We start from the raw sequence: 21,935 nt of genomic DNA on the forward strand, positions 1-21,935 counted from the left end.
ATTTAACACTCGTTTTTCACTTAGAAGTTGTCAAAACCATATAATAGCAGGGATAAATAAACTTCAAAATCTCTGTTGCAATCAATTATTTTCTTCAACAGAAAAAAATACGAACTTTAAGCCCCGTAATTTTCTATCATCATTTTTTCATAAAAAACAGAGAGATCACTTTCATTTTAAATAACATAATTATTTAAAAAACGTTTATGTATTATTCTAACTTTGACCACATTTGTTTCCTCAATCCATTTTATTTCCAGATTATAATAATTTTTTATTTCAAACAGTTGTTTTTTTTGTATACTTATAATATGCACAAATTCCCCTTGAATCAAAAGTACGATTTTACTTACATAAAAAATAGAAAAATTAGATTGGAAGCCAAAATAATGGAAAATTTACCTATGACTTTGCAACTGGATAATCAGTTCAAGCGTCAATATCAGATTCTGAATATGGTACATATGAACAAAGTAAATCAAATCACTATCAATGATCTCTCAGATAACTTAGAAAAATCGAAACCCACGCTCAAGAAAGATATTGAAGCAATCAACTTAGCATTGGATGCGCATTGCATCTCACTAACGATCGATCAAAAAGGTGCATTATCGATCCAATACAAAAAAGCTTTGACAATCGATACGATGATCACCTTACTGGCAAAGAGAACGATCACTTATCAGCTCATGGATCTACTACTCCATAACGTCACTTACTCAACTGATGAATTAGTGACAGCATTGATGGTCTCTAGAAGTACGATTTTCAAGACGATCCGCCATATGAACAATATCTTAAAAGAATTCAATGTCACGATCACAACTGGGCCGTTGACTTTATCGGGCAGCGAAGAGGATATCCGTTTTTGTTTCTTTGCTTTTTATTCCAGCTTTGGTGATAGTACGATCATTGATGATGATAGCGAACTTGATGCACAGTATTTAGTCAAAGAAGGGCATAAAAGAGATCTCGCTTTTTTACATTTCAGTCATTTCCGCGCTGCGTTATGGTTATCGATTGCCAAAGCCCGATGGAAGTGTAAAAAGTTCTGTAACTTGAATCGTAGAATCAAAGTATTGATCAAGAGTAGTAAAGGCTTCTCTTCACTTGAGCGATTGTTACAGGATTACTATGTTTCACGGTCCAATGAAACACTCTCACTAAATGAAACCATGTGGTTGTATTTGATTTCACTCCACTGCATTTCGTACACACGTCAAAAAAACTTAGATGACGGTCGTTCCTACGCGTTTTATCGGGAAGAAAATCCTAATATTATTGAAGCGATCCATCGTTTTCTAACGACTGTTTTTCCAGAAAAAATGATCGAAGATGGTTCATTAGAAAAAATGGAAGCTTTCTTGGTCAATGTTCGTTTACTTTCTAAAATGAGTCATACATACGAATTACATTCGCCCACGATGATGACGCAAATGAAAGAGCGTCATCCGGAGATCTACCAAGTATGGTATGAAAAACTAACTACGCTAAAAAACAATCCTCTTTTCGGGTTTGTTCATATCGACTATATCGCAGCAGCGTTGACGACGTTTCATGCGTCACTTTTATTAAAACAATCACATCGTCCTTTACGTATCTTATTTACGATCCAAGGACCGCCATCTTTAGATGATTACATCCTGAATGAAATCGAAGCGCTTTTTATGCAACGTTCAACGGTCGAATTTCAAATCGAACAGGCGGTAACGAAAGAATCAATTGAAACGTATCAAGCCGATCTAGTGGTTTGCAATTATGATCTGCATTTGATTGATGAACATACTTGCCAAATCCATCGGATATCGAATATCCCGACGATTGCCGATTGGCGCCTTTTGATGGAGACGATCACTTATTTGTCTCTTCCTAATTATTTAGAAAGCGAATAAAAAAAGTACGATTCATTGGTATATACCCACTATTACAAAAAAGAGTGTCCCGCTTATTGATTGCAGGTCACTCTTTTTGTTATCGTATTCGTCTTATTCGACATCAAAGTTTAGGAAGATTTTTTCTTTTTTTCTTTCTGCTATCTGTAACGCTTGACGATAGTCAGAAATTGGGTAAATAGGTGCTGTATTTAGTAGATTCAATTGTTTTTGTTCAACCAACTGGAATAATCGTTGAAAAATTTGCTGCCACTCTTCATTTGAGACCGAATCCGCCCAATGCCTTAAATGATAAACTTTAACTTTGATCGGTAATGTATGGATAAACGACCAATCGACCTGGTGACCAGATAGCAATCCGATGGCAATGAACTTCCCATAAGGATGGATCGCTCGTGCCAAGATTTCACCACTTTTCCCACCGACTTGATCGATAGCTGCACGAACACCCTTACCATTCGTATGGGTCAAAATTTGATGCAATGCTGTTTCTTCATCCCAAAGCACGACCAAATCAGCCCCCAATTTAGTCAACTCTTCTTGATATTTTTCATGGCGGACGATTGCAATGACTTTAAAGGATAGGATTCTGCTGAGCTGGATAAAGATTCTGCTAATCGAAGAATTACCTGCATTGATCAAAAGATAGTCATCATGATTCAACTTTAACTCTTTGGTGCAGATCAGCCAAGCTGTCACAGGATTGATATACATTTGAGCAGCAGTCAAACGATCAATCGAGCGAGGAACAACAATTAAGTCATTTTTTGACGATGTGTGATACGTTTGCCAAGTACCCGCGGCTCGTAATGGCAAGACTTGTTGTCCTATCATCGCTTCATCCCGTGGATCGGTCACTTGAACGATTTCGCCAACACCTTCATAACCAGCGATCTGTGGTAGGTTGATGCGATGCGCATAGGCGCCATGGATTGGAATCAAATCAGAAGGATTGATTGGAGCGATCAGCATTTTGACCAAGACTTCTCCTGGTCTCAAAGCAAGTGGGTATTCTTCCATCTGGACTACCTCATGGGGCAGGCCAAATTCGCGGTAAGTCAAACAGCGATTTTTCATATTTTACTCCTTTAACGATCTTTAGCTTCTTTTAACAAGTGTATCATTTACTCGCGATAAAAAGAAGGAGAAGTGACGAATGTCGCTCCTCCTAACTTCTCCATTTCTTAAAATGATTCCTGTCAAAATCAATCTGACATCAATCAGCTGCTACGACCGTGACTTTGACTGTTTTTTCCCCATGACCATACTGATTTCCCATAAGTGTCACTTCATATTCTCCAGGAATAGGCAAAACATTTGTTTCTTTGATTACTGCGCCTTTTACGACTTTGCCATCACTATAGACTGTTCGTGCATTGGTCGCTTTGACGATCGATGCTTCATCTATTTCATCGACTGTAATCACAGCGTCTTCTGCTAGAAATGTGTATCCTTCTGTCAGATTCTCAGAACGAACGATCACCTGGACCGTTTTCTCGATATCCCCTTTATCGATACCGATCGTTACTTCATAGTAACCAACTTCGTCTTTGACTGTAGATGCTTTGATGATTGGTTTTGCTTCGACTGGTTGACCAGACAAATCTGTCACAGTGGCCCCGACTGCCGCTAAGATTGTCTGATCATCCGTATGTCCAACTGTCACAGCTGCATCCCATGCATTTAAAAGATATTCCTGTTGCGGTAGAGATTCACCCACCACTTTGATTTTCACTGTTTTTTCCACACGATCCTCTTGTGCGATACCGATCGTCACTTCATATTCTCCAGAAATATCTTGGACTGTACTGCTTTTGATGATTGGCTCGATTTGCTTCCCTAATGTCTGGTTGAATACAAAAGCATTTGTTGCTATAAGAAGAGAGTTATCATCAATTTGACCAACTGATACTTCGGCATCGTCTGCTAACAATAAGTAATCAGAACTCGGCTGTTCAATTTCAGCGCCTTCAACTGTCACATTGACCGTCTTTTCGACAGAAGTATCTTGGCTGATACCTAAAGTCACTTGGTAAACGCCAGCTTCGTCTTTGATCGTTGAATTTTTGACAATAACAGATACCTCTCGCCCTTGACTATCATATGCGACTGCTTTTGTTGCTTCGATGATGGAACGGTCATCTGTTCGTCCAACCGTAGTAAATCCATCATTGGCGTAAAGTTCATAGGACAGTTCTGGTTCGGTCGTGCTCTCACCGATGACTGTTACTTGGATCGTCTGCTCAATCGATTGATCTTTATCGACCGCGATCGTTGCTTCATAAACCCCCGCTTTATTCTCAACAGTAGATGATTTGATGATTGGATGAGCTTCGTAAGATAAGAACCCGTTTTGATCCACGACCTCAGCACCACTCGTCCAAAGAATTACTGCTTCATCCGTTTGTCCAACTTGTAGAGTGAGTTGTGTTTCCTTTACTTTCAATCGATACTTGGATTGATTCCCTGGATCTTGTACAGTGATCTTCACCGTTTTTTCGACAGAAGCATCTTGGGCGACCCCAAATGTGATTTCATACTCTCCAGGCTTGTCTTGGACGGTCGACTGTTTAACGATCACTCTTCCAATTTTTCCTGTTGTACCATCAATGGCAAAAGCTCCTGTTGCCTCGATCAACGATTGTTCATCGGTTTGACCAACATTGACTGTCGCATCTTCAGCAAGCAATTGGAAATCATAGATACCTGTTGTTCCACCATTATCTTGCATGACAGTGACAGTGATCGTTTTTTCAAGACTTAGATCTTTATCCACAGAAATCGTTGCCTGATAGACTCCCGGAATATCTTGGACAGTAGATGACTTGATCTCTGCTTTTGCATCTGCTGGTTCGCCGCGATGATTCGTGATCGTTACGTTTGCTGCTGCAATGATCGATGCATCATCTGTTTGGCCCACCATGACATAAGCATCTTGCGCACTGAATGTGTAATTTTCTTTATCTGTGACAGTGACTTTGATCGTTCGTTCCACACGAGCATCTTCATTGATTCCTAGGGTCATCTCGTATTCACCTACTTGATTTTCAACGGTAGAGTTTTTTACGATAACCTCGAATCTTTCACCTTTTTCGTTTCGTGCATAGGCACCTGCAGATTTCAAGATGAAATCTGTATCCGTCTGACCAACTAAGACCGTCACATTATCTGCTATAATCGAATATTTTGTTTCTTCTTTATCCGTCAAAACTGTGACTTTTACGGTTTTCTCCACACTGGCATCTTCTTTTAGGCCAATGGTCAGTTTGTATACCCCCGGTTTTGCTTCAACGTTTGTTTCTATGACATAAGGTGTAAAACCACTTAATGGTTCCCCCTCTTCATCAATGACTTTCGCATCTGCGGCAATCAAGAGTGACATATGATCTGTTTTTTCAGGCAAAACAATCGCATCTTTTACAACTAACTCATACTTTTGTTCTAAGCTATTGATTTGTTCTTGGGCGGAAGTGATCGAGTTTAGTAATGAGTTGTTTAGTTCACTCGTACTTACCGGATCTGCCTCCTTATGTTTTTCTACTGATAACATGGTTGCTGACACATTGGAAAATGGTACCATCATCGTCGACACAGAAAGTCCGAGCAACATCAACTGACACATTGTTTTCCTTTTTTTCATAATGTAGATCATCCTCCTAAAAATTTAACGCAACAATTTCTATGTATAGATATTTTATCTAATCATAGCCCCCTCATATTGGCGCTTTCTACAAAGAAATAACAAGTATCATTTCTTTACACCAAAATAATAACATCTATTATCGTCTGTATTGTGCTTTTTATTTCCAATTACAGAAATAAATTAACACTATAAAATAAAAAATCCTCATCTTTATTTCACGTTATAAAAAGAACATCAGATTATTAGAATTCTTTCAGTATCTTAAATTTTCTTACTGATTAAAAAAAACAAATTGAACGTTCTCGCATAAGGAAATACGACTTGGACATTACGGATCGTTCGTTTGATGATATACTTGATAAATGAAACCCTTACCAACTATTCACAACAAGCAGTTGAAGGAGGTCCACACTTATGGATACAGCCTATCTATTAAAAAGAAAAATCGTCCAACAAGAACCTATTGATGAGCCAATGAGCTACCTTGAACAGTCTTCGATCGTCAAAAAGTATGAACAACAAGAAAATCTATCTGCCTTAGGAAAGATTTTTGCTTTGATCGGTTTGGCGGAAATTCCTTACGCAAACCAATTGCCAGTTACTCAGTCACTGATCCAATACGTTGATGACCATCTTGCGACAACTGATGGCTTTTCCTATACTGGCAAAGCAGAAGATATCGTCCCTTGTTACAATGCAATGCTACTGGAAGCTTATGTTCGTCTGGGGTTAGGACAGACACCTGCGGCACAGCGAGCGTTGATGTGGATCAAACACTACCAACTATTTGAACGAAACCAAACAACGACTTGGACAGGACGGGGGATTTGTCAACATGGTGGTTGTTTGAGAAAAACACCTTGCTACATCGGTATCGGGAAGAGTGTTCGTGCATTGATCACTTACCAGAAAGTAGTTGATCCAGCTGACCTTAAAGTCAATCAGATGATCGATGAAGGTATAGCCTATATGCAAAAACACCAATGGTTCAAACGGTTATCAAATGAGCAACCCATCTCTGCGCATATTACAGAAAATATGTTTCCACAAGGCTATGTTTTGTCTCTGACAGATCTTGTCTACATTGCTTCTCATCGCAAAGAACTCGATAAAGAGGCATTAAAACCACTGATCGAGTTACTCAAAATGAAACAAACAAAAACAAACGGTTGGAAAAACGAATATATCTATCGCTATAACGGCTATCAACCGTTTAGTTCCCGCCGACAAGATTGTCCGTGGATCACCGAAATAATTTTACAATTTCTGCAATCGAACTCGGAAATACCTTTTTAAAAGAATGGTCGATATATAACAAACGAACGAAATATAAGATTTTTTATCGTTATTAAAAAACGAACGTTCTACATGCTCAACATATCACTAAACACTATAAATCAAGCTTTTTTTGATAAAAACTCCTTATTTTTGAATTTTAACTAAAAAAAATATTTTGTTATGATACTATTATCAGTTTTAAAAATAACAAAAAAATGGTATTATTTGGTTATAAAGATGATAGAGGAGTGAATGACGTTGGTCCAATTAAGTAAGTTTTTATTTTGGTTTCCTTTTAGCATTGCCGCGCTAGCATTCTTTTATTTCTTTAAAATAACTAAGCGCACCTTTTTGATTTTTTTAGCTGCGTGCCCTGTGATTTACTTTATCGTAAAAATCATGGCGTATTACTTTTATGATTCTGTGCGGGTGTTTCTTTATTATGAAATCGGCCTACTGATGTCTGTGATTTTTTTCATCAGTGTGCTGTACTATTTCTATAAGAAACGCTAATTAACAAAAAAGAGATTGTGATCCCTATGCTAAGACTCGTGTTAACATAAGGATCACAACCCCTTTTGATTATTCTTCTTTTTTCTTCTTACGTATGAATAGAAAATAGATCAGCAAGAGAATGATTATTCCAAGTAACACACCGACAACTACATATACCCAAGTTGGGATCGATTGTTGATTGACTTCAGTAATCGCTACCTTATTCACTTCTTTCGCTTCATTTTCACTGATCGTAAACTCGCGATCAAATTCCCACTCATTGTCTTTTGCATCAGCGACTGTCAAATGCAAAGAATAATCCCCTGCTTCTAAACGTTCATTGTCCCAGTCGATTGCAAATCGATACGTTGATAAGGGGGCCATTTGCATATCTTTGTCGTAGGATACTTCTTTTACTGTTTCCCCCGCTGCATTTTTCACTTCAGCATTATATTTCAAATGACCGATTGCATCCATTGTTGGATTCTTCAACGTTGCTACAACACTTGTTTTTCCAAATGAAATCGCTGGTTCGATGTCTTCCAGTTCAAGCTTTCTTTGTACTTCATTCTCATTATTCGTTAGTTTCAATCCTAAAACATAGCCATAATTATTGACGATTTGACCCTCTTGTTCAGCTTGTCCCTCTTTCATGACATGGATCGCTGACAAGATTTGACCGTCGAATTCTTTTTCAGGCATTGTGAGATCTATACTCACTTCTTGTGACTTGCCACCCGCTAAAGTGATACTCTCCGGCACTTTAGCGATCTTGCTTATTTGAAATTCCTCTGGTATCTCTTGATTATCCGCTGGTTGCGTGTAATCAATAAACCCTTGGTCATTCGTGTACGCTTGATTTACTGAGATTTTATAAGTCGACTCTTCATTCGATGTATTCTCTATAAGAAACTTGATTGTTTGTTTTTGACCAGGTTCTAAACGTAGATCAAAATAAGTTAATTTTTTATCGACTTGATTATCGGGAATAATTGCTTTGATATGAAAGCCTACTTCTGCATCCGTCTCTGTTTCTGCCTCAGCGACTAAGGGAAAGCAAAAAGCAAACAAGAAACAAATGACTAAACTAATTTTTCTCATCACTACACCTCATTTATCGATTCGTTTCCTTTCTTCACATGATCTTTTTATGCGAAAAAAACGGATAGAAAGAATTGAAGCAATCGACAAAAGCGATTGCTTCAACCTTCGCTCACAATCAGACAGATCAAGAAGCATCTACCGTATTGTACAATTGATAATTGATCGTACCGTTCAAGACATTATTTACTTGTAAGACATTGGTTGGATCGGTAAAACCAATCGCGATCGTTGTCACAGGAGTGGTGATTTGCCCAGTATTATTACCAGCATCTGGTGTTGCAGCTGATCGAGCGACAATCCCAGTTGCACCGGTTCCAACTAATTGTGCGCCGTTGATTTGGAATGAATTTACATCAAATGTTGCTGGCGCAGCTGCACGTGTCAATTGGTTGTTGGCAACAGTTGCTCTTACTGACCATCCTTGAGCGATGCTATCATTTGAAACAACGATATTTCCAGGCGTACCGATCGTTCCTGTACTAAGAGAGTACGTGCTATTTTCAATTTCCGTTTCAAACGCATAACTTGCTGGAACGGCATCGAGTCTTAAATCCCCTGAAGTAGCATCGGTGATCGTCACTGTCGTTGGGGTATTCCCAGTTTGTCCAGGGACTTCTGCTGCGAATGTGGCTACTCCTCCAATATTTACTAAAATCAACCCTGCGAATACTGCACTTAATGTTTTTGTTTTATAATTCATTTTTATTCCTCCTTGATTTTCAATTAATCTACATCGGCAACCACATTTACGAGGTTGACCGTCTGTATCGCTTTATAGGTTCCACTTGGGCTATTGGCAGGAACGTGTAACAAGATATTTTCTTTTGGGATGACCAATCGATACGTTTGTTTCGTTCCTTGGTTTACTTTGACGAGCTCTTGCGTTTCGCCATTACCGATATCCTCAATATCATTAACTTGATAATCGGTTGGCCCTTCCGCAGTCAAACGGCCATTTTTCATGGAGAGCTTTGCTGCATATTCCTGCTCATTTTTAAAAGCAGATAATGAATAGTCGAGTTTCCAACCATTTTTCCCACTACGATTATCCACCACTTCGATCACTAGATCACGGTCAGCCTGGCGTTCAATGTCCGTTTGTTGGACTGGGTAACGATTAAAGGTTGGCGGTATAACTTCGTTTAGATAAATTTCTGGTTCAATGATTTGAACCTTTATGGCTGATTTTTTCTCTCCATCAACAGACGAGGCTCGAATCCTGGGAGGTGAAGCAAATACCAGGAGTAAGGCAAATAAAAGCAGCCATTTGATTTTACGCTTCATTTCTTCTGCCTCCTTGAAAGATACATCAAGCCAACAAAACCAATGAGGAGTGTCCCAAGGAAAGCAGACGTTCCATACAATAAACTACCTGTTTTAGGAAGCATTCCACCAATTTGCGAGATGGCATTACCTGATCCATCATTTCCTGTGGGCGCCACTTCGTCTTTTTCATATAATTCAAACTGGATTTCTTGCTGATCCGATGCAACGACCTCATCTGCAAATACAGGAACCGTCCGCATAAAGCCAGTTAACAGAACAAAACTCAGCAGTAACAAAAGAGTTGTAGTTATTCGGTGCATCTCATCGCCTCCTTATTCGATCGTAGCGGTGTTATAAAGCTTCCAATTGGCTGTCGCTCGTCCACTATAGTCTCCGACAGATAGGAGATTTGGACTATTCAGTAAAATACCTGTATTTTCATCCATACTCATCGTGTATTCATAACCACTAGGTGCCACACCGCGAGAATCGAACACTTTGATAGGCGATGTGCTTAATTTTTGTGCTTCACTCGTTGGACTAGTTTTCCAGACGAAAGAGAACGGCGCGTTCGTCCCACTCACAATGGAAAGACCGATCGACCAATCTTTCGTTGTTCGTGGATCTCTCGAATCCCATACTTTCAAATCCATCTGATTCCCCGCATCACGAGCCAGTATGCCTTTACTTTGCCGAACGGTTCGACTCGTCCATTTTAAATTAGTTGGTACTTTATCAAGTCTTAATTCTCCAGTGTAAGTAACTGTTAGATTCAATGAAGCCGCTGGTTCCTCTGGTTTCGTCAGTTTCCCTGAAGAGTAAACTTCGATCACGAAACGGTTGTCACCATAATCAAAATATTTTGTAGGAATCGTTAATTGTGTATTTGCGTTAAATCCTGTTGAACCGTTCGTCGTGACATCGGCTATTGGCACATCCGTTAAATAACTCGTTCCTTTTCTCACTTTGAAACTCAATCGATCGCCGACATCTAAATCTTTCCAATAAAATGTTCTTTTGTACCCAGGATCGCGATTCGCAGAGATATCCAACGTCTCACTAAAATTGGTCACCGTATTGACATTTTCCCATGACAGAGTGGTAAACTGATCCGTTTTTTTAACCCAGTAATACACGGTATCGCCATAGTAGGTGACGTTCGTTGTGTCGTTGGGGGTCGTTCCCACTGGATTTGCTAAGACTGAACTTCCGTAACTAGTTAGTGCATCCGCTGACAATGTTCTTGTTGGTGCTGAATAACTCAGTGTCGCTGAATCTCCGGGATTGAGATTGATCGCGTTATTGGCTATCGTCGTGACCACTGTGATCACGCCAGTCGTTGCGTTATTTGTCACGACTGTTGCTAAATTTGCTGGGGCAATCGTTGACGTCACCCCTGCGGCAGTCGTTTTCGTGATCGTCGGTGTGACTGTCGCATTTGTTGCCAAATTGATTGCTTTCGCATCAAGCACCGTCGTCCACCTCGTAGTATTCAAGGCGGCTTCGCCTGTATTTACCTTGATCGTTGATTGGATCTTAGCTGGCTGCTCACTCATCAAATATTTACTTTTACTTGTATCTGTACTTGGAACAGTCACAGATGTATTGGCGTTGTCCAATACATTACTCGTCACTGTCGCGCCTATCGGTATCGGCGGTTGTGTAAAAGCAAAACGAACTTGTCCTGATACGCTACCGTTGGCTGCAGTAAATCCCCAGTAGGCTCGATTGTTGTTGGTTGCTAACTGCAATTCCGAGTTCAGCTCTCCCCAAGGTATCGTTGTGTCAGCAGTTTTTGCTCCATTGACAGGATTTCTAAATGAATACGTAAAGTTCCGTGTGGTGCTATTAAAGCTATAATTGAACTCGTACCATGTTCCATCTTGGACATTGGTACTGACAGCTCCATTAAGTGGGATCAAGCTGTTGTGTTTGATCCGTCCGGGATTGGCGAGGGTCAAAGTGAACCAATCATTTGCTCCTAAATCACCATTCACTGCATTGATCGGTTGATACGTTCGGCTTAGGTTACCTGGAAAGGTATAAGCCATATGCGGCGTATTTCCAGCAGGAATCTGTGCATCATAGCGTGCTCTACCAGTTACTGCTTCATTAGCAAATAAATCAAATTCAACCGCAAATGAATTACGAATCGCGGTCGTTTCTGGCGTACGTGGTGATAATCCCTCATAGTATCCGCCAGTTGCTCCGTAGACGCCCAAGTTTTGTCCGTCTACACCGACTGCTCGAGAATTCGTGATCGCTGTTGTCTTTCTTGCATCATTATGCATGACAAACGCCACGCCATCTGCCTGCTGTGTGCCAAAATTGACGTAGACCCGTTGTGAAAATGATTTCGTGAAATCTAAGCGATACGCGTCATTTGACCAAATCGACGTCCAGTTATTACTCCCCGAAAGAGAGATTTGTGAAAATGGTTTTCCGCCATTGTCATTCGTATTCGTGACATTTGAAACGACAGCCCCACCATTTGGTGCAGCAAAAGCGCCACTGATAGGCATAGCTCCCGGCGGTACGTATTGAGAACCAGTACCGGTCGCACGAGCTAAAGCTGCTCTTGCAAAAGATTGCCGTTCCGAAGAAGTCTCGGGTTGCTCTTCCTCTGCTTGTGATTCACTTACAGCTGTTTGCGACTCTTCATTTACTTGACTCTCTTCAGTTGGTTTACTTTCTTGCGTGCTACTACTCGTGGTTTCCGTTTGGTCAGTTTCGGTATCATTTGATTCGGTGTCAGCTTCCTGTTGAGCTAACTGAAATAGTTGTCCTTCTTGCGGTGTCAAGTCCTTAAAGGATTGATCTATGGTCTTATACTTGATAAACAGTCGTAAAGGTTCAGCCGTCTTTGTAAAGTACAGCGAAGCAACTTGATCTTCTGTGAGTAACTGCTTTTCCGACAATGGTGCTTCACCTACGAAAAGCGGCATCCTCGTTCCTTTTTCATCAAGGAGAGTAACCTCAAATTGCAACGTTTCTGGTACACTTTTTTCTACGCGAAACTGTATACCTTTAGTTGTCTCTTCAAGATAAAGTGCGACTTCTTCATTTTGCGCTAACGGTTTCGTGGAGTAACTTTGTTCCGTATCCGCGAAAGTAGGGGAGTAAACGCCTCCAAATATGAATAAGAAAAAAAGCACTAACGATGTACAAAAAAGCCTCGAAATCCTCTTTTGGTTTTTCAGTATTTCCATAAAGTTTCCTCCTTTATCCAAACAACTTTCGCTTAGATGACGAAGACTGTCAGACAGTCATCATTTTTTATCGCAAAATTCCATCAACAGCATTTGATTGATAAGCATTTCTAATAAAATATTAACAAAGGTAAGCCAGGTCAAAAACTGTTATGTAGAAATAAAGGGGAGACTATTTTTTTAGGTAAAAATATGTAAATAGAATACTTGATTTAATAAACTTATGATTACAACAGAAGGATAACACACTTTATTTTTGAATTGTATTTTTATGCTTATAACGTGATGTAAATCGATAATATTTGCATAATATACAAGGAAAAGCTCATTCTCAAAAAAATTTATTCAAGTATCCTCAAAAATAAATTGAATAAATGTTCTAGTTCCGCATCATGCCGAGAACAAAAACATCGATCATCTATTATTTTGATCCATCAAAAAAACCACTAGAAAGACTAAATGAATGAGTCAATTCTAGTGGTTCAATTATTTATTTCAATGTAAATGCCAGACACCTACGTTTTTTTCTAGTTCAACGGACTTTTTTCTTCAATCGTTAAACTATTTGATTACAATATCTTCTAGATCAACTAAGCGAGCCCATGTTTGGATTTGCTCTGTAGTGAGGTTCAATGACACGACGGTATGGTGGCCACCACCTGTTCGGATCCACGCACCTACGCCCTCGTGGAAATTCGGTTTGACTTTCCATAGTACTCGTGCGACTGGCAGATGTGGCGCTTCTTCCGTTGGTTCGAATGCTTCAACCTCGTTGATCAATAATTTGTAATGTGTGCCAAAATCCGCCATAGACACTACCACGCCATCGCCGGCTTTACCATCAAAGACAAGACGAGCCGGATCTTCTCGGTCACCCATTGATAATGGTGAAACAACGATTTTTGGTCGATTGACTGCCAACGTAGGATCAACTTCCATCATATGTGATTGTAGGATCGCTTCTTTTCCAGGCGTCAATTCATACGTATAGTCCTCCATGAACCCTGTATTTTCATTTTGAGCCATGATTTTTAGTAAACGATCTAAAGCGGCTGTTTTCCAATCGCCTTCTCCAGCAAATCCATACCCTTCTGCCATCAATCGTTGAACAGCTAAACCAGGCAATTGCTGCATACCGTAAAGGTCTTCAAAGTTGGTTGTAAAGGCATTGTAATTGCCCGCTTCCAAGAAACGTCTGATGCCGATTTCTTGTTTCGCTTGCACTTTGACATGCGCTTCCCATGTCTCATTGTCATAATCAGCATAATCAAATTCATAAAGCTTTTTGTATTCTTCAAATAATGTCTCGACCTCTTCATCAGTGACCGCATCAATCACTTGGACCAAGTCACCGATCCCATAATAATCGACTACCCAGCCAAATTGGATCTGCGCTTCTACTTTGTCTCCTTCAGTCACAGCCACGTTACGCATATTGTCACCAAAACGAGCAACCTTGATCGAAAAGCTTTCATTATAAGCCACAGCCACATTCATCCAATCCGAGATTTGTCGTTGAACATCTTCAGATTGCCAGTGACCTACTACGATCTCATTTTTCTTATTGAGGCGCGCATTGATAAACCCATATTCCCGATCCCCATGTGCCGCTTGATTCAAGTTCATAAAATCCATGTCGATGGTTTCCCATGGAATACTTTCATTAAATTGAGTAGCTAAATGTAACAGTGGTTTTTGTAATAGTTGAGTACCACGAATCCACATTTTTGCTGGGGAGAACGTGTGCATCCAAGTGATCACACCCGCTACTTGCTCTTGGTAATTTGCTTCTTTCATGATCGAAGTGATCGTGTCCGCAGTCACTGCTAATTCTTTTAGTATGATCGGGTAAGGTAACGTTTGTTGATCATTCAGTGCAGTGACGATCGTCTCCGCATTCTTTTTGACCTGCGCTAACGCTTCTTCTCCGTAGAGATGTTGTGACCCTACGACAAACCAAAATTCTTTTTTACTGATCGATAACATACTTTTTACTCCTCTGCTTTTTTATTTATTTTTTTGCCCATAATATGCATCTTTACCGTGTTTCCGTAAATAATGTTTATCCAATATTCGTTGTGGCAAAGCTTCTGAAAAACTATTCAGCTGGCGAGTAAACAAGTTCATTTTTGCCACTTCATCTAAGACCACTGCATTCATCACCGCTTGAGAGGCATCTTTGCCCCAAGTAAACGGTCCGTGACCATGTAATAAAACGCCTGGGATCGCCATGATGTCGATGTTTCGCTGTTCAAATGTTTCAATGATCACATTACCGGTTTCGTGTTCATAGCCAGCATCGATTTCGGCTTGCGTTAAAAATCTGGCACAAGGAACACTTCCATAAAAAGTATCCGCATGAGTCGTTCCCATTGCCGGTAAATCAATACCTGCTTGCGCCCAAATCGTCGCCCATGTCGAATGAGTATGACAGATGCCACCGATTACAGGAAATTGTTTATAAAGAACTGCGTGGGTCGGTGTATCGGAGGAAGGATTCAATTCACCCTCAATGACTCGATTATCCAAATCGACCACGACCATATCTTCTGCTTTCATTTCTTCATAGCTCACGCCACTAGGCTTGATGACGAAATACCCGGTTTCACGATCAAACGCACTGACATTTCCCCATGTATACTTGATCAATCCTTGTTTTGGTAGAGCCAAATTAGCTTGGTAAACCGATTCTTTCAGACTTTCTAACATTTCTTCACTCCTTCTTCCATTGATACGATGGCAGAGGCTTCAATCGGCAATCCTCTTTCATACAACGCAATAAATCGTTCATACCCCTTTAAATCTGCCTCTGTCGGTTTGATCGTTATGCCTTCACTATTTAAAAATACATGCTGTGCTAAAAATTCTTCCAACGACATCGTTTCTGCTTTTTGAAGATATGCTGCTAATAGGGCAATCCCCCAAGCACCGCCTTCTCCAGCTGTTTCCATGACTGTGACAGGTGCTTCCATCGCTGAAGCTAAAATTGTTTGAGCCGCTTTTGGCGTTTTAAAAATTCCTCCATGGGCAACTAAACGATCGATCGTGATTTTTTCAGATTTAAGGATCTCCATTCCTAGACGCATGGCGCCAAACGCACTAGAAAGATGCATCCGCATAAAATTCGCAAGATCAAACTTGCTATCGGGGCGTCGCACGAACAATGGTCTCCCTTGTTCCATTTTTGTGATATTTTCTCCTGAATGATAACCAAAGCTTAGTAGCCCTCCGCAGTCCACATCCGCCTGTAGCGCTTTCGAAAATAGTGTCTCGTAAATTTGTTGGCTGTCGGTCGTCACGCCAAGACTCTCACTGAATTCTTTGAAGATCTTGACCCATGCGTTGATTTCTGAAGAGCAATTATTTGTATGCACCATCGCCACTGGACTTCCGTCAGGTGTCGTTACTTGGTCGATCTCTGGATGGACATTGACTAGCTCTTTGTCTAATACGATCATCGCAAATGCCGAAGTTCCGGCTGACACGTTCCCTGTGCGTAGTCCAACACTATTCGTCGCCACCATACCAGTACCTGCATCTCCTTCAGGCGGACAAATAGGAATACCTGCTTCCAACTGACGAGATCGATCTAAAAGTCTTGCTCCCTTTTCGGTCAGCGTCCCTGCAACTTCACCAGCCAAACGAATCTCGGGAAGAAGTGTTTCTACAGGTTGTAAGAATCCTTCTGTTTTTGCTAAGCGATCAAAAATCGCAAGCTTTTCTGCATCATACCTTTTCGTTTGAGGATCGATTGGAAACATCCCTGAGGCATCTCCAACACCTAATACTTTTTGTCCGGTCAACTGCCAGTGGATATATCCCGCCAAGGTAGTAAAGTAACTAAGATCATTTACATGAGCTTCTTTATTTAAGATTGCTTGATATAAATGGGCAATGCTCCAACGTTGGGGAATCGTATACTGAAACGCCTGACTTAGTTTTTCTTCCGCCTCTGCGGTGATCGCATTGCGCCACGTACGAAACGGTACAAGTAATTCATCCTCTTGGTCGAATGCCAAGTAACCATGCATCATTGCACTAAAACCGATCGCACCGATCGTGGTCAAAGGTGTGTCATACTCCTCGGATACAACTGCGGCTAGTTTCTGATAGCTCGTTTGTAACCCCTTCCAAATCTCATCAAGCGAATAGGTCCAAATCCCATTTTCCAACTGATTCTCCCAGTCATAGCTACCAGCTGCGATCGGTTCATAGTTGTGATCGATCAGTACTGCTTTGATTCTGGTCGAACCTAACTCGATACCCAGTGCCGTTTGCCCAGTCTGAATCGCTTCTTTTCGTTTCAACCTAGTTTCTTTTGTTTCGATTTCAAACGCCCCCTTGGACTCTCTATATGATACCCACAGTATAAAACTTTTTGTACGTACATGTCAATAGTTTTAACGTTATTTGTTCGTACAGAAATATGATTTTTTGTTTATTTATTATGCTTGTTTATTTCATTCATTACATACAAAAAAAGGCAAAGAGAGAAGATTTTTCCCTCTTTACCTTTTTGAAAGATCGAATCGTCCGTACTCAAAACGTTACGATGTTCTAACTGAATAATTTCAGTCCATTCGGTCTGATCTCAGTTTCCGTCAGTAACATTCACTCATTTGTTGAAGCTACCGAATCTCTGATCACCAAGCGAGGCTCATAGACGATATCTTCTCCTTGGTTGCCAGTTTGAATCGTGTGGATGATCCATTCCGCGGCATCTTTCCCCATTTGTTCTTTGGGATGAGCTAAAGTCGTCAGCTTCACTGGTCCTACCTGACTTAAAGAAGAATCATCATTACCGATGATCGACAGTTGTTGTGGCACTTGATAACCGCTAGTGATCACTTCATCGAGCAATTGACTGGCAACTTGATCATTGTAACAAATGAGACCGGTACAAGCTGATTCCTTTAGCTGTTCAAGCACTTTTTCACCGATTTCCCCACGAGAATCTGTCGTGTAGGTAATAATATCTTCTGGTGAAAATTGGACACCATTTGCTTCACACGCTTGAATAAATCCCTTCATTCGATACTTTCCTTGTAAATCATCGATTTTCGTCACAAATAGCAACCGTTGATGACCTTGTTGGATCAAATACTCTGTCGCTTTAAAGCCAACTTTTACATCGTCAACACAAATAGATGCCACCGCTAATTCCTCATACACTGCATTGATCATGACCATTGGAATGCCTTGCTCTCTCAAACGGACATATAAGGCTAAGTTGGGATTGTACTCATTACTTTTTGTTGGCTCTACAATCAAGCCATCCACACCAAACTGAAGCATTTTTTCCAAGCAGTTTTTTTCTTGCTGATGATCATTATTCGTACTTGCCAGCAAAAGTGAATATCCTTGCTCACTCAGCGTTTTTTCGATTCCTCGAATGATCGACGGGAAAATATAATCCGATAGATAAGTCGTGATCACACCAATCGTTTTTTGTTTTTTTCTACTTTCCGATACTTTTTTATACGCATCGTCAACGTAAGTACCTGAACCTTTCTCTTTACGCAGATACCCTTCATTGACTAGTATCGCAATGGCTTGTCTTACCGTGTGACGGCTTACTTGGTACTCTTTTTGTAGTTGGAGTTCAGGCGTTATCGGCTCATTTAGTTTAAAAATCTGTGCAATAATCTTCTCTTTTATTTCATCCGCGATCATTTGATATTTTGTCTTTTCCATGGTTGCTTTGCCAATCCTTTCGACCCGACATAAGTTGTCCGAACAATTATTTTATCCTATTGTAGCACAACTTGTTTGGGAAAGGATCATTGACACGGAAAAAACATCCATAGTTTGCTTTTACTGTTACTGAAATCACGCTTGAAAAAAATTTTCTGTCTTTCTTCACAACAGATTTTTCCAAACCTACTTTCAAAAAAATTTTAAGATATCTGCTAAAACTGCTTCGCCATCAAATGTTTCATAATCTTCTTTACGGATCAATTTGTACGGAACAGCTTTCACCGTTAGAAAGTCTTTTAATCGTGCCACTTCATATTCAGATTGTGGTCCGATCATCAAACCGTCAATGTGTTGATTTTGGATTGCTTGCTCTGCCACGATTGCTGGAGCAGAATATACATGAAGAGGTATCCCTTCTTCATCTGCTGCCTTTTGGATATTTTTAACTAACAATCCTGAGGTGATCCCGGCAGTACAAATCAATAATATTCGTTTTTCCTCTGTTGTTTTCATCTACTCGCCACCTTAAGAGATCTTGCGTTTTTTATTGTAAATATCCAATACGACTGCTAGCAATAGAATCAATCCTTTGATTGCCTGTTGCCAGTCTACGCCGACACCCATGATCGACATCCCATTGTTCAATACACCCATGACTAAGCCACCGACGATCGCTCCAGTGATTGTTCCGATTCCTCCTGAAGTAGAAGCCCCGCCGAAGTAGACAGAAGCCATCGCATCTAATTCAAGTGAAGTTCCTGCCTGTGGCGTAGCAGCATTTAAGCGCGCCGCTAAAATCAATCCAGCCAAGGCAGCCATCACACCCATATTCACAAATACCCAAAAAGTGATTTTTTTTGTCTTTATTCCAGATAATTGAGCAGCTTTCAAATTACCACCGGTTGCATAGATTTGTCGCCCAGCAACTGTTCGATTAGTCAAAAAGCCATATACACCAACGATCACTCCTAAAATGATCAAGATCACTGGAAATCCTTGATAAGAGGCAAAAATATAACTAAGTCCTAAGACAAGAACGATCGTCAATGCCGCTTTGATCAAAAATGCGTTCATCGATGGTACGTCAAATAGATTTTCTTTTCTTCTCGCTCTAGCACGCCACTGCGCAAAAACTAAGCTGACTGCCAACACGACACCTAAAATCAAAGTCAAAAGATGCATCCCAGGAATACCAAACACATCTGGCAAGTAGCCTGTTGAGATTTTTTGGAATCCTCCAGGAAATGGCGCTAACGATTGTCCGCCTAACACAACTTGTGTCAGTCCACGAAACATCAATAACCCGGCAAGTGTAACAATAAAAGCTGGAATCCCTACATAAGCGACCCAAAATCCCTGCCATGCCCCAATCACCCCACCGACTAACAAGCATAAAGGAATAGCCAACCAAGGACTGATGTTGTTATTGACCATCAGCATACCAGCCATTGCCCCTACAAATGCCATGACTGAACCGACAGATAGATCGACATATCCTAAAAGAACGACCAGAAGCATTCCCGCAGCTAAAATCAAAATATGGCTGTTTTGTAACACGATGTTCGTTATATTCAGCGGTCTTAAAAAGATGCCGCCAGTCATCAATTGAAAAGCAATCAATAAAGCAACCAAGATAATGACCATACTATACTTACTAAAGATATCTAATATCTTTTCTTTTACATTCCAAGTACTTTTTTCCTTACTTTTTTTCGTGACATTCTCCATTACCCGACTGCCTCCTCTTCTTTTGTCATCAGGTTCATCAATAATTCCTGATTCGCCTCTTCTCGAAGCACTTCCCCTGTCATTTTCCCTTCATTCATCGTATAGATTCGATCACACATCCCGATGATCTCAGGCAACTCAGAAGAAATGATGCAAACACACTTTCCTAAGGCGGCCATTTCTTCGATGATCGTGTAGATTTCATATTTTGCACCAACATCGATCCCACGAGTCGGTTCATCCAGAAATAAAATTTCCGGTTCGGTCATCAACCACTTGGCTAAAACGACTTTTTGTTGATTCCCACCGCTTAAACTACCGACGTTTTGGAACACATTCGTCGCTTTTGTCCGCATCTTTTTACGAAAGTTTTCTGCTTCGATGACTTCTTTTTCTTGATCCAAGATGCCACTTCGACTGATTTTTTTGAGGCTGGCAATCGTTGTATTTTCTCTAATATCCATCAAAAGATTCAATCCTACAGACTTACGATCTTCAGATACATACGCAAGTCCATGCTCGATTGCTTGAGAGACATCTTTGATGACCAATTCTTTTCCATCTTTCAATATCTTGCCACTGATATTGCTCCCATATGACCTTCCAAAAATACTCATGGCAAATTCAGTTCGACCAGCGCCCATCAATCCGGCAATACCTACGATCTCTCCTCTTCGGATCGAAAAATCGATATGATCGTTGACGATTCGGTCAGTTGTCAACGGATGATGTACGGTCCAATCTTTTACTTCAAAATAGACCTCTCCAATCTTGGGATGACGATCAGGATAGCGATTTGTTAAATCCCGACCAACCATGCCTTTTATGATCCGCTCTTCACTGATCGCATCGTTTTCTAATGTTTCGATCGTTTGACCATCTCGCAAGATCGTGATTCGGTCAGCTACTGCTACGATCTCATTTAATTTGTGAGAAATAATGATCGACGTGATCCCTTGATTACGAAACTCCTTGATCAATGCCAAAAGATTGGCACTTTCTTCTTCATTCAGTGCGGCTGTTGGTTCATCTAATATGAGCAAACGAACATTTTTGGAAAAAGCTTTCGCAATCTCCACCAACTGTTGATGTCCCACACCGATTTGTGAGACTAATGTATTCGGATCGACTTTCAGTCCCACTGTTTTTAATAGATTTTCGGTTTTTCGTTCAGTCAGATTCCAATCGATGACACCATGCTTTGTTTGTTCATTTCCTAAAAAGATGTTTTCTTTGATCGACAAATACGGACTCAAGGCTAATTCTTGATGAATGATCACGATCCCCTTTGATTCACTGTCTCTAAGATTTTTGAATTGGCATACCTCACCGTCATAGGTGATCTCTCCCGAATAACTGCCATAAGGATACAAACCACTCAACACATTCATCAAAGTTGATTTTCCTGCACCATTCTCACCACAAAGTGCATGGATCTCGCCTCGTTTGATTCGAAGATTCACATTGTTCAACGCACGAACACCAGAGAATTCTTTAATGATTTCTTTCATTTCTAAAATATAATCTGCCATTTTTTCACTTCCTAATCGAGGTTGTGACAGAAGTCTCAACTCCGAAAAACAAGCGTGAAAATCCGTCAACTGTTCTGCCAATCTCTGGTCC

Annotated in this window: 16 protein-coding genes; 2 read left to right on the forward strand and 14 right to left on the reverse strand. The window is 40.4% G+C overall.

The window, feature by feature from the left end:
* The first annotated feature begins 389 nt into the window (after positions 1-389).
* Positions 390-1,892: a helix-turn-helix domain-containing protein gene (locus tag JZO83_RS09680; RefSeq protein WP_207115619.1), complete on the forward strand. Its 1,503-nt coding sequence runs from the start codon at positions 390-392 to the stop codon at positions 1,890-1,892.
* A gap of 93 nt (positions 1,893-1,985) precedes the next feature.
* On the opposite strand, the gene JZO83_RS09685 is transcribed toward JZO83_RS09680, so the two are convergent.
* Positions 1,986-2,969, reverse strand: a complete 984-nt coding sequence (locus JZO83_RS09685; protein ID WP_242542566.1) for a zinc-dependent alcohol dehydrogenase family protein — start codon at positions 2,967-2,969, stop codon at positions 1,986-1,988.
* A 139-nt stretch (positions 2,970-3,108) separates the two neighbouring features.
* Complete coding sequence (locus tag JZO83_RS09690; RefSeq protein ID WP_207115620.1) at positions 3,109-5,532, reverse strand: hypothetical protein; 2,424 nt, start codon at positions 5,530-5,532, stop codon at positions 3,109-3,111.
* Between the two features lie 417 nt (positions 5,533-5,949).
* Here JZO83_RS09690 and JZO83_RS09695 point away from each other — a divergent pair, with 417 nt between their 5' ends.
* A complete protein-coding gene (locus JZO83_RS09695; protein WP_207115621.1) occupies positions 5,950-6,831 on the forward strand; it encodes a hypothetical protein in 882 nt (293 codons plus the stop codon).
* A 564-nt stretch (positions 6,832-7,395) separates the two neighbouring features.
* On the opposite strand, the gene JZO83_RS09700 is transcribed toward JZO83_RS09695, so the two are convergent.
* From JZO83_RS09700 to mmsA, 12 genes are all read right to left on the reverse strand, one after another.
* On the reverse strand, positions 7,396-8,409 hold the full coding sequence (locus tag JZO83_RS09700) for a DUF916 and DUF3324 domain-containing protein (protein ID WP_242542567.1): 1,014 nt from the start codon (positions 8,407-8,409) through the stop codon (positions 7,396-7,398).
* 127 nt (positions 8,410-8,536) lie between these two features.
* Positions 8,537-9,112 (reverse strand): hypothetical protein, encoded by a 576-nt coding sequence (locus JZO83_RS09705; protein ID WP_207115622.1) that lies wholly within the window; start codon positions 9,110-9,112, stop codon positions 8,537-8,539.
* A gap of 23 nt (positions 9,113-9,135) precedes the next feature.
* Entirely contained in the window at positions 9,136-9,696 is a 561-nt protein-coding gene (locus JZO83_RS09710; RefSeq protein WP_207115623.1) for a WxL domain-containing protein, read from the reverse strand.
* Entirely contained in the window at positions 9,693-9,998 is a 306-nt protein-coding gene (locus JZO83_RS09715) for an LPXTG cell wall anchor domain-containing protein (protein WP_207115624.1), read from the reverse strand. The genes JZO83_RS09710 and JZO83_RS09715 overlap by 4 nt, the downstream gene beginning before the upstream one ends.
* A 12-nt stretch (positions 9,999-10,010) precedes the next feature.
* Positions 10,011-12,887, reverse strand: a complete 2,877-nt coding sequence (locus JZO83_RS09720) for a hypothetical protein (RefSeq protein ID WP_207115625.1) — start codon at positions 12,885-12,887, stop codon at positions 10,011-10,013.
* Positions 12,888-13,448: 561 nt separating this feature from the next.
* Positions 13,449-14,873, reverse strand: a complete 1,425-nt coding sequence (araA, locus tag JZO83_RS09725) for an L-arabinose isomerase (RefSeq protein WP_207115626.1) — start codon at positions 14,871-14,873, stop codon at positions 13,449-13,451.
* A gap of 21 nt (positions 14,874-14,894) precedes the next feature.
* Positions 14,895-15,596, reverse strand: coding sequence for an L-ribulose-5-phosphate 4-epimerase (locus JZO83_RS09730; protein WP_207115627.1), 702 nt, complete (start codon positions 15,594-15,596; stop codon positions 14,895-14,897).
* On the reverse strand, positions 15,590-17,194 hold the full coding sequence (locus tag JZO83_RS09735) for an FGGY-family carbohydrate kinase (protein WP_242542569.1): 1,605 nt from the start codon (positions 17,192-17,194) through the stop codon (positions 15,590-15,592). The genes JZO83_RS09730 and JZO83_RS09735 overlap by 7 nt, the downstream gene beginning before the upstream one ends.
* A 304-nt stretch (positions 17,195-17,498) precedes the next feature.
* Entirely contained in the window at positions 17,499-18,581 is a 1,083-nt protein-coding gene (locus JZO83_RS09740; RefSeq protein WP_207115628.1) for a GntR family transcriptional regulator, read from the reverse strand.
* A 192-nt stretch (positions 18,582-18,773) separates the two neighbouring features.
* Positions 18,774-19,097 carry a PTS sugar transporter subunit IIB gene (locus JZO83_RS09745; protein ID WP_206859185.1) on the reverse strand — a complete coding sequence of 108 codons (324 nt, stop codon included), beginning with the start codon at positions 19,095-19,097 and terminating at the stop codon, positions 18,774-18,776.
* A 12-nt stretch (positions 19,098-19,109) separates the two neighbouring features.
* Entirely contained in the window at positions 19,110-20,312 is a 1,203-nt protein-coding gene (gene mmsB, locus JZO83_RS09750) for a multiple monosaccharide ABC transporter permease (protein WP_207115629.1), read from the reverse strand.
* A complete protein-coding gene (gene mmsA / locus JZO83_RS09755) occupies positions 20,312-21,844 on the reverse strand; it encodes a multiple monosaccharide ABC transporter ATP-binding protein (protein ID WP_206859190.1) in 1,533 nt (510 codons plus the stop codon). The genes mmsB and mmsA overlap by 1 nt, the downstream gene beginning before the upstream one ends.
* Positions 21,845-21,935 lie beyond the last annotated feature (91 nt).

It is taken from the genome of Enterococcus sp. DIV1298c, from assembly GCF_017316315.1.
GTDB classification, from domain to species: domain Bacteria; phylum Bacillota; class Bacilli; order Lactobacillales; family Enterococcaceae; genus Enterococcus_B; species Enterococcus_B mangumiae.

Bases quoted from the DNA above. Each gene is read 5' to 3' on its own strand.
- JZO83_RS09680 (WP_207115619.1), top strand. From the start codon at position 390: ATGGAAAATTTACCTATGACTTTGCAACTGGATAATCAGTTCAAGCGT.
- JZO83_RS09685 (WP_242542566.1), bottom strand. From the start codon at position 2,969: ATGAAAAATCGCTGTTTGACTTACCGCGAATTTGGCCTGCCCCATGAG.
- JZO83_RS09690 (WP_207115620.1), bottom strand. From the start codon at position 5,532: ATGAAAAAAAGGAAAACAATGTGTCAGTTGATGTTGCTCGGACTTTCT.
- JZO83_RS09695 (WP_207115621.1), top strand. From the start codon at position 5,950: ATGGATACAGCCTATCTATTAAAAAGAAAAATCGTCCAACAAGAACCT.
- JZO83_RS09700 (WP_242542567.1), bottom strand. From the start codon at position 8,409: ATGAGAAAAATTAGTTTAGTCATTTGTTTCTTGTTTGCTTTTTGCTTT.
- JZO83_RS09705 (WP_207115622.1), bottom strand. From the start codon at position 9,112: ATGAATTATAAAACAAAAACATTAAGTGCAGTATTCGCAGGGTTGATT.
- JZO83_RS09710 (WP_207115623.1), bottom strand. From the start codon at position 9,696: ATGAAGCGTAAAATCAAATGGCTGCTTTTATTTGCCTTACTCCTGGTA.
- JZO83_RS09715 (WP_207115624.1), bottom strand. From the start codon at position 9,998: ATGCACCGAATAACTACAACTCTTTTGTTACTGCTGAGTTTTGTTCTG.
- JZO83_RS09720 (WP_207115625.1), bottom strand. From the start codon at position 12,887: ATGGAAATACTGAAAAACCAAAAGAGGATTTCGAGGCTTTTTTGTACA.
- araA (WP_207115626.1), bottom strand. From the start codon at position 14,873: ATGTTATCGATCAGTAAAAAAGAATTTTGGTTTGTCGTAGGGTCACAA.
- JZO83_RS09730 (WP_207115627.1), bottom strand. From the start codon at position 15,596: ATGTTAGAAAGTCTGAAAGAATCGGTTTACCAAGCTAATTTGGCTCTA.
- JZO83_RS09740 (WP_207115628.1), bottom strand. From the start codon at position 18,581: ATGGAAAAGACAAAATATCAAATGATCGCGGATGAAATAAAAGAGAAG.
- JZO83_RS09745 (WP_206859185.1), bottom strand. From the start codon at position 19,097: ATGAAAACAACAGAGGAAAAACGAATATTATTGATTTGTACTGCCGGG.
- mmsB (WP_207115629.1), bottom strand. From the start codon at position 20,312: ATGGAGAATGTCACGAAAAAAAGTAAGGAAAAAAGTACTTGGAATGTA.
- mmsA (WP_206859190.1), bottom strand. From the start codon at position 21,844: ATGGCAGATTATATTTTAGAAATGAAAGAAATCATTAAAGAATTCTCT.